This is a genomic window from Pseudomonas sp. MWU16-30316 (assembly GCF_020515645.1).
GTDB lineage: Bacteria > Pseudomonadota > Gammaproteobacteria > Pseudomonadales > Pseudomonadaceae > Aquipseudomonas > Aquipseudomonas cerasi.
Genome location: NZ_JAIZAZ010000002.1, coordinates 845,069 through 858,318 on the forward strand (window position 1 = coordinate 845,069; position 13,250 = coordinate 858,318).

Genomic DNA, 13,250 nt, shown 5'->3' on the forward strand with positions numbered 1-13,250 from the left:
CGCAAGGACAAGTTGAGCTGAAGTAACGAATCATATCTAAAACGATGCGATGCAAGTAGTGCCGTGCGAGCGCGGTACTACGCATCGTAGACACAGAACTGTGGGGTCTATAAATGCTTCGCTTGAAAACTGGAATAGCTGGCTCTGGTGCGATAGGTCTCGCCTATGCGGCCTGGATTTCACATAGCCAACATGATGTTGCCGTCTGGTCGCCTCAGACAGGCAGTGCACAATTGCTACAAAGTGAGCCGTTGCGAGCAACAGGATTGCTCGAGGAGGCGTTTCAAGTCAGTTACGCATTAAGTGCAGAAGAACTCGCCACTGGCGTTGACGTGATAATCATTGCCTTGCCACTCAATGGGCACCGCGTAGTCATGGACGCGCTGTTACCGCATCTACGAACGGGGCAGATTGTAATTGTTAGTTCCATGGCTTCTCTCTCCTCACTTTATTTGTACGAGGGGGCGCTTAAGCGTGGCATTGAGATCACTGTTGCGAGCTTTGGTACAACTGCATTGACGGCCCGACGCAAGGGGCCGGTAAATGTCCACATCATGACGAAGCGCCCGAGTTTAGGGGTTTCCTGTTTACCCGTTTCGCAACGGGGGCTTGCGTTGGACGTCTGTAAATCACTGTTCGGGAGTGACTTTAAAACTGAAGAAAACCCTCTGAGTTCGATGCTTTCCAACACCAGTGCTGTCGGCCATGTACCGCTGGCCTTGTTCAATTGGACACGAATCGAACGCGGTGAAGATTGGCCGCAGTACTACTACATGACGTCCAGCACAGCAGAGGTGATCAACGCGCTGGATGCCGAGCGCCGTTCGCTCGCCAGTGTCTTTGGTTGGAGTCTCCCCAGCTTTGCCCAGAAGCTGCGCCAGTCCTTCAACATTGAATCGGTCGAGTTAGCTGACGTGGCCGAGGAACTTCACCGAAAACGAGGCGGCCCCGCCGGCCCCACCCGCATAGAGACGCGTTATGTCTGGGAGGACGTTCCCTACGGCCTGTTATTTACGCTGGCGCTTGGGCGCATCGCTAACGTCGCGATGCCAGCCACAGAGGCCATTGTTGCCACAGCCGGGCTGATTGTCGGCGAAGCGTTGCTCACGGCCAATGACCTGATCGAGGCTCTGGGTCTTTCAACTGAAACTGTTCAGGGCCTACTCAGCCGGGTCAACGTGGGTTCGCCCTGCAAGGACGCGCTATGTTGACCAATGCGCTGCTGAATATCGCCGTAAGGTCGAAACTGATACTCGGCTTTACGATGGTTATCGTCCTGACCGTTCTGGTCGCCTTTACCGGTTGGAGCGGTATTCAAACGTTAAGCCAGAGAAGCGAAAAAATTGCAGACATTGGAACGCTCGGTGTGTTGACGAGGGACATGTTGATTGGCCGCTTATCCTACGCGATCAACTACGATGCTGATCATGCCGCCAGTTGGCTGGTCAGCCTAGAAAATCTGGAGAGCCATTTGGTTTATGTACGTTCAGTACTTGTTTCCGAGTCCGATGCTCCTCATCTGGAGGCAGCAACCACCGCCCTGAAACAATCGCGGGACTACTACAACGACATCATTCGTGGCACTGCCGCGATGGTCGCCAATCGTGCAGCGGCGGGGCGCCAGGCTGAAATAGCGACCGATGCGTTGAATGACCTGGACGATTTCGCGAACTCCTCGGAAGGGAATATTGCTCAGCGTGCTGCAACGGCACAGGCGCTCAGCCTGTTTCAAAAAATGCGTTTCGATGTGCGCGGTTATACCTACTCTCTGAATGCCGAGACCAAAAAAGTGGCGAGTTCTTCCGTCGCCACGACTATCGGGTATATCAACAATCTGGAGGGGTTCGAATTACAAGCGAATACGGTGAAAACTCTCCAAACGTCGTTAAATGCGTATCAGGATGCAATTTCCCAGTTTGGCGATGCGCAGGTGGCTGTCGAGGATGCCCAGACCGGTATCGGCCAGAATATTGCCAGCCTGCTTTCGTCCACTGCACTATTGACTGAGAACCAGGAAGCCTTGCGGGTCAGTGATATCCGGCAGGCGGAAAAATACCTTGTCCTATGGCTGATCGTCGTTCTCGTCATGAGCATCTTGATCGCTTGGATCATTACCCGCTTGATCGTTACACCGCTACTCGATGCTTTAGAGGTCGCGGAGCAGGTAGCGAATGGTGACCTGACAGACACACAGACCACTACTCGTCAGGATGAACTGGGGCGATTGCAGACCAGCATGCATAAGATGACGGCTAACTTGCGCGTGTTGATTGGCGGTCTGCGTGACGGTGTGGTTCAGATATCTAGCGCTGCTGAACAACTTCAGACGGTGACAGAGCAGACTAACCATGGCGTCAACAGCCAGAAGAGCGAAACAGACCAGGTCGCCACGGCCATGCACGAAATGGCTGCCACTGTGCAGGAAGTCGCAAGGAACGCTGAGCAAGCTTCCCGGGCGGCGATCAGCGCTTCACTGGAGGCTCGGGAGGGTGGCGACGTTGTTTCAAAAGCGATCCTACGAATCGAAAGGCTAGCGATCGAGGTTGGTCACTCCAAAACCGCCATGGACGATCTCAAAGCCCAGAGCAACAAGATCGGTGGGGTGCTGGATGTGATCAAGGCGGTGGCAGAGCAAACCAACTTATTGGCTCTCAATGCCGCCATCGAGGCTGCTCGGGCTGGTGAAGCCGGACGAGGATTCGCGGTGGTGGCGGACGAGGTGAGAAGCCTCGCCCAACGCACCCAATTATCTACAGAGGAAATCGCATTACTGATCAGTGGTTTGCATAGCAGGACGGAACAGGTTGCAGCAATCCTGGATAACAGCCGAGCGTTGAGTGACAACAGCGTAGAACTGACACGCGATGCCGGAGCGTCCATCATGAGTATCAGCCACTCGATCTCGACCATCGAATCGATGAATGTCCAGATTGCGGCGGCTGCCGAAGAGCAAAGTGCGGTCGCAGAAGGAATAAATCGCAGTATTTTGAGTGTTAGGGATATTTCCGAACAGAACGCTTTCGCCAGTAATGAAACTGCATCGTCGAGTGTGGAATTGGCCCGATTGGGCGTTCAACTGCAAAATATGGTAAATAAATTCGTCGTATGACTCTTCATTTAATTGTTTGAGTTGGCTCGCGCGCCTTGGGCAAAGCCGGTTTATTCTATTTCTTTCCAGTGAGTACTAGCGGCCGGAACGGGATGTAAAATATCCAATTGTCGAAATCGGTCTGAATCTGGGCTAAATCGCTTCGTAACAGCAGTCAGCATGGCCTTAAGCGATAACTCGGCAGAATTGATTGATGGCCTTTGCCTGCGGAAAGATTATGCGGGAAATGATACCGTTCCGCAGAACGACTCACTCGGGCATCTTCAACACCTCGAGCGTCATAATAAAGGAGAAGGTCGTGCGTTGCCGGACTGTCGCGTGGCGGTAAGCTAACGCTATCCTGTGATGCCGGAAGGTCCTCGATGTTTGGCCTCATACCCTTAGCTTCGCAGTAGCTCAGCCAGCAATGGGTGTTCCCAGGATCAGGGCTTGCCGGGTGGAGTGCCGCGTGCGCATGGGCGCGATTTGGCGAAAGTCGCCACCTCTGTCGCGGTACAGCACGCTGATTACGCGGATTGTCCCGCTGTCGCCAAGCTATCCACGCCTAGAGTATTGAAAGGACGTTTCGTTCCTTGGTTCGGTTGATGGCAGACGCTGACAGGCTGCCGTTCGCCGCCTTCTGGATGTACTCGCTCCACCACGCCATCATCGGCCGCCGGCGTTCGATTTAATCCGCTCGGTTGTAAGCGCTTCGAACTTCGTCACTATCGACATGCGCTAACGCGACCTCAACCAACTCCGGGTCCCAGCCGTGCTCATTCAGAATTGTGCTCGCCATAGAGGTTTGAGGTTCTCGATACACTCGGCATTGCATAAAAACGGTACGGTCCTCAGATTGCCAGCCGCTCATTAGAAGTACATAATCAAGTCCATCAGCGACACGCTAGACTATGGAAACCTAAAGCTTTCAACGATTTAGAGGGTGAGTTATGATCCCGTCCGCTGCGCCATATTCCGCTTCAAGGCCCTTGAACTCCTTGAAGCAAACAGAAAGCCCGCCTAGTGCGGGCTTTTTGCTTTTTGTCGTCTGGAAATCCCAACCCTCCTCGTGCAATGCCCCTGCGGCAGTTCTATTGAAGTTCTGTAAGAATTACTCTTCGCGAATGTAAGTAATTTCCTTAAATATTGAAGTTAAAACCAGGCTTGTTAGTTAGCTCCGGTGAACGCTTGATTTATCCTCTTTGCTGGTATTAGCTGCATGGGTTGATCGGGTATTCAGGCATCAGGAGTGCTCTTGATTACCCAGAATAATTAATCCAAGCCGACCGCCGAATCGAGGCGGTCTGATACGGTAGTGAGTTAAGGGATAACTATGAAAAATCGTTTTAAACTGCTTGCAGGCACCACAGCCTTGATCCTCTCTGCGGGCGCGCTGGCCACGCCAGGACTGCACACCGCAACCATCGACCAGCACGGCAATGTCGTTGCTCAGTCGTCGCCGTGGATCAAGTCTGTAAGTTACAGCAGTCAGAAAGACTACTTCGCGACTTATAAAGTGCTCTTCAAGGAAGGGCAGTTTGAAAAGTCTCCAGGTTTTTGCTCGGTATCTTCCATCGATACCAGTGATCATGAGCGGTTGTTCTACGGGCACGCCAAGTTGGGCGGCGCTGCAACAACAGAGCAGGTCAATGTATTGGGGCTTATGGTCGGCAAACGGGGAGCCTCGGGTGATGCCTCGATGAGTTTCCAGTTGGCCTGCAGTAATTGATTCAATGAACCCCGCCTGGTGCGGGGTTTTTTACGGCGGTCCGATCTGGCAGCGCACCGTCCGGCTTTCCATCCAGCGCATTTGCGCAGATCATTCCTCTACCTCCCAACAAGAAAGGACGTGTCATGAGCCTGCCTCTTCAGGGCATCAAGGTGGTGGAGCTGGGTCAGCTCATTGCCGGGCCGTTCGCGGCGAAGATTCTCGCCGAGTTCGGTGCCGAGGTCATCAAGGTCGAGCCGCCGCTGACCGGGGACCCCCTGCGCAAATGGCGTTTGCTGCATAACGGCACGTCCGTCTGGTGGGCGGTGCAGTCCCGCAACAAACAGTCCGTGACCCTCGATCTGCGCCAGCCTCAGGCGCAGGAAATGGTACGGCGGCTGATCCGGGATGCCGATGTACTGGTCGAGAACTTCCGCCCCGGCACACTTGAGGGCTGGGGGTTGAGCTGGGAAGCGCTGCACGCCCTCAATCCGAAACTGATCATGTTGCGTGTCTCTGGCTACGGGCAGACCGGCCCGTATCGCGACCGGCCGGGTTTTGGCGTGATCGGCGAGGCGATGGGCGGTTTGCGTCATCTGTCCGGTGAGGCAGGGCGCACACCAGTACGTGTCGGCGTATCGATTGGCGATTCGCTGTCTGCGCTGCACGGTGTGATCGGCGTTCTGCTGGCGCTTCGTCACCGCGAGCAGAACGGTGGCGAGGGGCAGCAGATAGATGTCGCGTTGTACGAGTCAGTGTTCAACATGATGGAAAGTCTGATTCCCGAGTATTCGGTATTCGATACTGTCCGCGAGCCGGCTGGCAGCAGTCTGCCTGGCATCGTTCCGAGCAATGCCTACCGCTGCAATGACGGCAAGTACGCGCTGATCGCGGGTAATGGCGACAGCATCTTCCGGCGCCTGATGGAAAAGATCGGCCGCATGGACCTGGCCAGCGACCCCGAACTTCAGCATAACGACGGGCGGGTCAGGCACGTTGCGCGCATCGATGCGGCCATTTCGACCTGGACCGCCGAACGCCCGATGGACGAAGTCCTTGCGTCGCTCAACGAAGCACGCATTCCGGCAGGCAAGATCTACGACGCTGCCGACATTGCCAGTGACCCGCATTATCAGGCGCGGGACATGCTGTTGCAGGGCACGCTGGACGACGGAACACCCGTCACCCTTCCGGGGATTGTGCCTAAACTTCAAGCCACGCCGGGTCAGGTAACATCGTCCGCGCCAACACTCGGTCAACACACCGATGCCGTGCTTGAAGCGCATGGTATAGACGCTGCTACACGTGCCGAATGGCGTCGGCTTGGCATTATCTGATCCGAAACGTGGCCGTTGTCGTAAAAAAGAACTCTATTTCAAACGGAGCTGATCCCGTGATTGATCATCTGGACCACCTAGTACTGACCACTGCCGATATCGACGCCTGCAAGGACTTTTACGTACGCGTTCTGGGGATGACCCCTGAACGCTTTCGTCAGGGGCGTCTGGCATTCCGCTTCGGCAATCAGAAAATCAATGTCCATGAACGCGGCAAGGAGTTCGAGCCCAAGGCCCATTTGCCGGTTCCGGGTGCGCTGGATCTGTGTTTCATCGCCACCATCCCGCTGGAGCAGGTGATTGTGCACCTGCAGGAGCAGGACTGGCCGATCGTCGAAGGCCCGGTCGAGCGCACCGGTGCTACCGGGCCGATCTGGTCGGTGTATGTGCGTGATCCGGATCTGAACCTGATCGAAATTTCCGAGCCAGCGGCGGATGTGTCGATTTAATCGCACTCTATGAGGGCGGCTGCATCACTGCATCAGCAGCCCTTCGCAGGCGCTCCGTCTTTCGGCACGAACGCGCCTTTGTCACCTGGCTTGGTGATGATGTACGCGCGTCGCCACGGCTGGTCGTCGATCAGTTTCCAGCGATGGCCAGGGCCGGTGGTGTCCTGCGCCAGCAACACTTCTCCGGGGTGCAGGACAAAGTTCTCGCCGCCGGTGGTGGAAAATTCCAGAGTGCCGGACAGGGTGATCACGTACTGCTCTTCGGGTGCCGGATGCCAGTCATAGGTGGAGTGCGCCGGGGTTTCCTTGAAGTGCAGGGTGCTGACATCGGTCATGGCTTTTTGATCGATCGAACCCTCGATGACGTGTGACAGATTGTCGGGGCCTGTGCACAGGCGGTAGGCCTTGATGCCCTCAGTGACAACCAACGGCGGCTTCTTGGCGGCATAGGCTGCGCTGACCGGCAACAGGGCTGCTGTGGCGATCAAGGCCAGGCTTGCCAATTGGCGAGCTGTCGAGCGCGTTGAGCGAAAACGAGTGGTCGGTTGCATAAAAATGTTCCTGAGCACGACAAACTGCGTAAGCCCTGGTCGCCAGTCGCGATGGTCGACGCAGGGTCTGGGCCGATTCACCCACGCCGCGGATCGAAGCACATCCCGGAACGCTTAAAAATTATCTTTAATTTCATGTTGTTCGGCGCTGGCCGATCTACATAACGTCATATTCATCTATGTCACTCGCTGTCTCGGGTTTCCTTACGCTCATGGCTCAATCAGTCAGGCTTTCAAGGAACCGTGCATGCACCCCAGAAAAAGACTCTTCAAGCGATCCATCGATCACCACCCCGATATGCCGACGCTCAGCGCGCCGTTCGATCATCCTGATGATGCGGCGCGTTATGCTCATGAGCGGATCGGCGACCGGCGTGATCGCGAATACGGCGGTTTCATTCTGGTTCGCAGGGATGGCAAATACATCGCGACCGAACCCATGAATGGCAGCCAGTTCAGCTTCGATCCCAATGAAGTCTTCCCGCGCAACGAGCAGGAAGGTTATGTGCTCTACCCGCATGGGCATGACGACTATGCGGTCTACCATTCTCACCCGTCACTGCAGGCCGGGCTCGACGAGTGGCCGGAGAGTGAAAAGGTTACTTACCCGAACAGCCTTTCAGTCGGCGACATTTACGCAGTGATCGATGATCAGAAGGTGTGTTCGGCGACCTATCTTTCCGGGCCTGACGGTTCCCTGATCAAATACACACTGTCTCGCTCTGCCGCCGAAGACGCCTTGTTTGCGCGCGTCTCCGGTCCGCCGAGCATGCCGCACCTGTGTGAACTCAGCCAGATCCACCAGGCGTTGCAGAACCTCAGCATGATGCCCAGTGATGTGGTTCGTCTGCTGGCCGGTGCCGGGGATCTGCGCGTGATAGTGCCCAGCCTCCTGTGGGGGCGGGCGGGCAAAGTGTTGGCCGACTGGCACCCATATCCTGACGCAACCGCTGTTCGCGCGGCGCCGGTCAAATCGCCCGCAAGCTGCGACGTGCAATGGCCGCCCCGATCTTTGAGCCTCAGCGCGCCGTTCGACAGCGCCGACGAGGCTGCACGCTACGCACATGGCCGTATCGGCAGTCGTATTCATTCACAGATCATCGGTTTTCTTCTGTTCAATCCGGTCACCCGAGCCTATCGGATTGCCGAGCCGACGCTCGATGACGGCATGCCAGTGTATGCGCCGTGTTCGGCGTTCCATCCCGATGCGTATTACCGGCCTGCATTGCCTGACGGCTATCGTGTGGACGGTATGTATTTTTGTTCAGCCAATCTGGCCGTCGAGGGTGGGCGTGAAGTGATGAACGATTTCTTCGAGCCGGATGACCTGCATCGGATGTTCAGCTATCGGCACAAACCGGCCCAGCGCCGCAAAGGCATGCCGATTCGCTATGGTTTCGAAATGTCCGCCGTTTATTTCTCGGCAGCCGACGGCGCACTGCTTTGTTACACACCCAGCCAGTCCGACGAGGAGTTTCAACTGTTGCAAAGCGTATCGCGTGTCTATTCGGGGGGCGGGTCCATTCAGGCGCAACTCGCGGCCGGTACCCTCAGCGTGCAGGATTTCGTCCTTCGGGTAGCGCGGGCCGGGCATCTGCGCGTGCTGCAGACCAGTGAGCGCTGGCCCGATGCCGGTGTGATCAGTCCCGTGGGCTGAGCCCTGTGCAGCGTGCCGGCGCCTTGCCGTCGCGAATCACAAACTGAACTGCAACTGAACAATGCGGTACAGGTCCGGGAAAACCTTTGGATACCTGAACTTATCGGCGTTTTCTCCCTCTCATGCCGGTAGCCATTGATCGCGGCGGCCTGATAAGCTCGCGGCTTTACTCGTTTGCCCTTTTGGCGCATGAACAAGGAATTAGCATGAAACAGCATCGGTTGGCAGCGGCGATTGCCCTGGTCGGTCTGGTACTCGCAGGTTGTGACAAGCAAGCCAGCACCGTTGAGCTGAAAACCCCAGCACAAAAAGCGTCTTATGGCATCGGTCTGAACATGGGCAAAAGCCTGGCTCAGGAAGGTATGGATGATCTGGATTCCAAGGCTGTAGCCCTGGGTATCGAAGACGCTGTCGGCAAGAAAGATCAGAAACTCAAGGACGAAGAGCTGGTTGAAGCCTTCTCCGCGCTGCAAAAGCGTTCCGAAGAGCGTCTGGCGAAGATGAGCGAAGAGGCTTCTGCCGCTGGCAAGAAATTCCTCGAAGAGAACGGTAAGAAGGACGGCGTGGTCACCACCGCTTCCGGCCTGCAGTATCAGATCATCAAGAAAGCCGACGGCCCTCAGCCCAAGCCTACCGATGTTGTGACTGTTCACTACGAAGGCAAGCTGATCGACGGCAAGGTCTTCGACAGTTCCGTTGAGCGCGGCAGCCCGATCGACCTGCCTGTTGGCGGTGTGATTCCGGGTTGGGTCGAAGGCCTGCAACTGATGCACGTCGGCGAGAAGATCAAACTCTTCATCCCGAGTGATCTGGCTTACGGCGCACAGAGCCCGAGCCCGGCGATCCCGGCCAACTCGGTACTGGTGTTCGATCTCGAACTGCTGGGTATCAAAGACCCTGCAGCGGCACCGACTGCAGGTGCTGATGCCGACGAAGAAGAAGAGGCAGCCCCTGCCGCTTCGGCTCCGGCCAAGAAGTAACGCTCTACCTGGCTACAGAAAACGCCCTGTCTCGACAGGGCGTTTTTGTGTCCGGCTTATTTCCCGAACGCTTGGCCATTCGGGCAGTCCCACTACCATGGATGCATGCAAAAGCATTGTCCGACAGTCCGGCAGGATCAAGGCACTCGTCTCATAGAGGGTGTCGGGTTCACACGTTTGTAGTTTTTTTGTGAGTAAAAAACGCCCGATTTGACTGTGGCCCCCCGAAAACGGGGGGTTGAGGCTGGAAAAAAGCCACTGTTCACAAGGTTATCCACAATTATTGTGGATAACCTTGTGGCTTTGGCCAGGCAGGTCCAGCGGACCTGCTTTTATCGAACGACATTTTGCTGAGCGGGAGTGGGTATGAAAGCACCGTGGAATTTTATCCGTTATCTGCCCGGAGCCCGGCGTCTGCTGGCAGCCGGGCGATTGCCAGGGCTATTGTTCGCTGTCGCGCGCAAGGGCAACAGTGAAGGTAATCGTCTCGGCAAGCTCAAGGAAGACCTGCGTTTGCTGCAGGCCTTGTGCCTGGCTTACTGGCGGGGCGAATACCGCAGCATCAGCCCCAAAGCGATTCTGTCCATCGTCGCCGGTCTGATGTACTTCCTCAGCCCGCTGGATGCGATCCCCGACTGGATACCCGGCCTCGGCATGCTCGATGACATCGCCGTGCTTGCATGGGTTACCAAGCACTTGAGCAATGAACTGGATGCCTTTCGTGCATGGCGGGCGCAGCAATCGCCCGAGAAACTCATCGTGGTCGAGCAACTGCCGAAGACTCAGGCACTGCTGGAGCAAGAGCGGGGTAAGGTGTAAGTCTCACGGATTGAACACCAGCCCTGGCGTTCCGCTGTTAAGATGCCTGCCTATGGATCAGGCCTGATCAGTATGCGGTCGTGTAGTACAAGGTGACTCTATGGATCTTCAAGTGATATCCCGTGACGGGGAGCCTGAATATGCAGTGCTGCCCTGGGCGCAGTATCAAGCGCTGCTCAAGGCTGCCGGACTGGCCGGCAAACCGTCCAGCGAGCCAGCTGTATCGACTTCCGGCACTACCGCCGGTGAGCTTCCAGGGTTCGATGAGTTGCGTGCACTGCGCGAGGCCAAGGGCCTTGAAGCGGCGAGCCTGGCGCGTACCGTCGGGATCAGCCCGTCCTATCTGGAATTGATCGAGAACGGTACTCGTGAGCCGGACGGCGCGATCAAGCGCAGCCTGGCGTGGGAGCTTGGGGTGCCGGGCTGGCGAGGTGAGTCGTGAGCGTGCGCATCAGTCGTCAGCATTGGGACGGGCTGCTCAATGAGCTCGATCTGGCCCGTCGCCAACGGCATCTGCTGACCTATCGCGCGCTGGTGGAACGCCTGCAACTGCCCAGTCCGGCCATGCAGACCCTGACGGCGGCTCTTGAGCACCTCGCCGCCATGGATGCCCGCGCTGAACAACCCTTGCGCAGTTCGCTGGTCATCAGTCAGGGCGCAAGCCGCCTGCCGCGTCCTGGTTTTTTCGAGTGTGCCGAACGCCTGGGCCGTTTCTCCGGACCTTCGGACGGCGTCGCGGCAGCCTCATGGCATGCCTCGGAAGTGGTTCGGGTGTTCGAATACAGTTATCCGGAAGTTGAAGCGCAGTAGGGGAGTGGCACCGGCCCTCACGCCTGCATCAACAAATCCAGCCGCGTCGAATCTATGACGTGAATGCTTGCGCCGGCGACATCCTTGGCGAAGTGCTTGGCCTGTGAAGCGAGGTCGGCCAGTTGGCTGGCATCGACCAACGTGCAGCTTTCTTCATGCAAGTGCACCACGCCGATCGACAGCGACAGCAGTGGGAATTCCTGGCGTTGGCCCTGCCGGTTGAGGGCGATGAAGCACCCGGCTTCCAGGTGTTCTGCGCGGTAGAAACGACGGCATTGATTCTGAAAATCATCCAGCAGGCTTTTCAGGCGTCGTTCCCAGTCATCAAAGCCCAGCACCATCAGAAAATCATCTCCGCCGATGTGCCCGACAAAGTCCCTGGCCGGATCGATGCGGTCGTTGAGGCATTGCGCCAGACACAGCAGCACCTCGTCGCCACGGGCATAACCGTAGATGTCGTTGAAGGGCTTGAAACTGTCGATGTCCACGTAGCAGATCATCGATGCGCGGCCTTGCTGCAGCAGTCGAGTCAGGCACTGCTGAATCGGGACGTTGCCGGGCAGCAGGGTCAGCGGGTTGGCGTAACGTGCCTGCTGGATCTTCATTTCGGTAATCAGCTTGAGCACGTCGATCACCCGGCCCAGCCCAAGATAGGTACCGTTCGAGGTGATGATGAAATCCTCCTCGATGCGTTGCCGGGCACGGCTGGTCAACAGCCGGCTGACCTGTTGCAGCGACTGGCTGACTTCCACGGCCAGAAAGTCACTGCTCATCAGACGGCTGATCGGTTTGCGGGCAAACAGCTCGGTGCCGAAGGGCTTGAGCAGGGCCTCGGACAATGAGTGCCGGTGGACGATGCCACACGGTCGGGCGTCGTCATCCAGCACCGCCAAAGAGTTGAGGTTGGCCTGCCTGCGAAACGCTTCCAGCACTTCAGCAGTGGGAGTTGACTGGCTGACCGATGGCTGCGGGTTGAGCAGGGCAGACAGGTCGGCCGCTTCTTCGTTGAGCGGCGTCACTGCGATCTCTGTCCTGGGCAGCATGGCGCGAGTGTCGCGCGGCGGGCGCTCCTGAGGGCGCGCCAGCAGATAGCCTTGAACCAGGTTCACGCCCATGTCTTTCAGCGTCGCCAGCTCTTCGGGCAATTCGATGCCTTCGGCAATCACCGTCGCTCTGGAAGCCTTGGCCATCTGTAGCATGGAGCCGACGAACTCGCGCTTCACCGCATCCTGATGAATGCCGTCGATGAAGTGCCGATCGATTTTCACATAGTCCGGGCGCAGCTCCGACCACAGTCGCAAGCTCGAATAACCGGCACCGAGATCGTCCAACGCAATGGAGAAGCCCATGTCGCGATAGTGATGCAAGGCGTTGTACAGCAGGTCGAAATCGTCGGTAGGCATCTGCTCGGTCAGTTCGATGACCACGTCCTTCGGCGCGATGTGGTATCGGCGCAGCATTTCCAGCGTCCGACCCGGAGGATGAGAGCTTTCGAGCAGCGATTCGGGGGAGACGTTGAGAAACAGCTTGCCCGGCAACTTCTGCTGACTGAAACGTCGGCAGGCGCTGTCTCGGCAACTCAACTCCAGCTCGCTCAGACGCCCGGCCTGGCGGGCGATGGCGAACAGATTCAGGGGCGAGTGCAGGGCGCTGTTGGACGGGCCGCGGGTCAAGGCTTCATAGCCCAGAATCCGGTGCTCCGACAGCGAGACGATGGGTTGGAACAAGCTGTGCAAATCACCACGAGCCAGAATGGAACTCAGTGCGCTCAGCTGCTCTGTTATGGTCATGGTCGTCTCGGAGAGAATGAAAAAGGGCTGAGCGCTTTCGCGTTCAGCCCCGTATTTCACG

Annotated in this window: 12 protein-coding genes and 1 pseudogene; 10 read left to right on the forward strand and 3 right to left on the reverse strand. The window is 57.1% G+C overall.

Going from position 1 to position 13,250, the window contains the following annotated elements; genetic code table 11:
* Positions 1-113 precede the first annotated feature (113 nt).
* On the forward strand, positions 114-1,211 hold the full coding sequence (locus LCH65_RS10755) for an NAD/NADP octopine/nopaline dehydrogenase family protein (RefSeq protein WP_226439441.1): 1,098 nt from the start codon (positions 114-116) through the stop codon (positions 1,209-1,211).
* Positions 1,205-3,109 (forward strand): methyl-accepting chemotaxis protein, encoded by a 1,905-nt coding sequence (locus LCH65_RS10760; RefSeq protein ID WP_226439442.1) that lies wholly within the window; start codon positions 1,205-1,207, stop codon positions 3,107-3,109. Before LCH65_RS10755 ends, LCH65_RS10760 begins: the two co-directional genes overlap by 7 nt.
* A gap of 544 nt (positions 3,110-3,653) precedes the next feature.
* Here LCH65_RS10760 and LCH65_RS10765 read toward each other — a convergent pair.
* Positions 3,654-3,890 (reverse strand): annotated as a pseudogene (locus LCH65_RS10765) (integrase); the annotation flags it as partial.
* Positions 3,891-4,421: 531 nt separating this feature from the next.
* On the opposite strand from LCH65_RS10765, the gene LCH65_RS10770 reads away from it, so the two are divergent.
* The 3 genes from LCH65_RS10770 to LCH65_RS10780 all read left to right on the forward strand — a co-directional run bounded on the left by LCH65_RS10770 (position 4,422) and on the right by LCH65_RS10780 (position 6,582).
* The gene (locus LCH65_RS10770; protein WP_226439443.1) at positions 4,422-4,817 is read left to right on the forward strand and encodes a hypothetical protein; all 396 of its coding nucleotides are present in this window, start codon (positions 4,422-4,424) and stop codon (positions 4,815-4,817) included.
* Positions 4,818-4,942: 125 nt separating this feature from the next.
* Positions 4,943-6,133 (forward strand): CoA transferase, encoded by a 1,191-nt coding sequence (locus LCH65_RS10775; protein WP_226439444.1) that lies wholly within the window; start codon positions 4,943-4,945, stop codon positions 6,131-6,133.
* Positions 6,134-6,189: 56 nt separating this feature from the next.
* Positions 6,190-6,582 carry a VOC family protein gene (locus LCH65_RS10780; protein WP_003368327.1) on the forward strand — a complete coding sequence of 131 codons (393 nt, stop codon included), beginning with the start codon at positions 6,190-6,192 and terminating at the stop codon, positions 6,580-6,582.
* Between the two features lie 32 nt (positions 6,583-6,614).
* On the opposite strand, the gene LCH65_RS10785 is transcribed toward LCH65_RS10780, so the two are convergent.
* Positions 6,615-7,133 carry a hypothetical protein gene (locus tag LCH65_RS10785; protein WP_003430928.1) on the reverse strand — a complete coding sequence of 173 codons (519 nt, stop codon included), beginning with the start codon at positions 7,131-7,133 and terminating at the stop codon, positions 6,615-6,617.
* Positions 7,134-7,380: 247 nt separating this feature from the next.
* Here LCH65_RS10785 and LCH65_RS10790 point away from each other — a divergent pair, with 247 nt between their 5' ends.
* The 5 genes from LCH65_RS10790 (at position 7,381) to LCH65_RS10810 (ending at position 11,399) form a co-directional block, all read left to right on the forward strand.
* A complete protein-coding gene (locus LCH65_RS10790; protein ID WP_226439445.1) occupies positions 7,381-8,790 on the forward strand; it encodes a DUF4329 domain-containing protein in 1,410 nt (469 codons plus the stop codon).
* Positions 8,791-8,996: 206 nt separating this feature from the next.
* Positions 8,997-9,770: an FKBP-type peptidyl-prolyl cis-trans isomerase gene (locus LCH65_RS10795; RefSeq protein ID WP_003368330.1), complete on the forward strand. Its 774-nt coding sequence runs from the start codon at positions 8,997-8,999 to the stop codon at positions 9,768-9,770.
* Between the two features lie 366 nt (positions 9,771-10,136).
* Positions 10,137-10,589, forward strand: coding sequence for a YkvA family protein (locus tag LCH65_RS10800; RefSeq protein ID WP_003430931.1), 453 nt, complete (start codon positions 10,137-10,139; stop codon positions 10,587-10,589).
* A gap of 100 nt (positions 10,590-10,689) precedes the next feature.
* The gene (locus LCH65_RS10805; protein ID WP_003368334.1) at positions 10,690-11,031 is read left to right on the forward strand and encodes a helix-turn-helix transcriptional regulator; all 342 of its coding nucleotides are present in this window, start codon (positions 10,690-10,692) and stop codon (positions 11,029-11,031) included.
* A complete protein-coding gene (locus LCH65_RS10810; RefSeq protein ID WP_003430937.1) occupies positions 11,028-11,399 on the forward strand; it encodes a hypothetical protein in 372 nt (123 codons plus the stop codon). Before LCH65_RS10805 ends, LCH65_RS10810 begins: the two co-directional genes overlap by 4 nt.
* 17 nt (positions 11,400-11,416) lie before the next feature.
* Here LCH65_RS10810 and LCH65_RS10815 read toward each other — a convergent pair whose 3' ends face one another.
* A complete protein-coding gene (locus LCH65_RS10815; protein WP_042930573.1) occupies positions 11,417-13,189 on the reverse strand; it encodes a GGDEF domain-containing protein in 1,773 nt (590 codons plus the stop codon).
* Positions 13,190-13,250 lie beyond the last annotated feature (61 nt).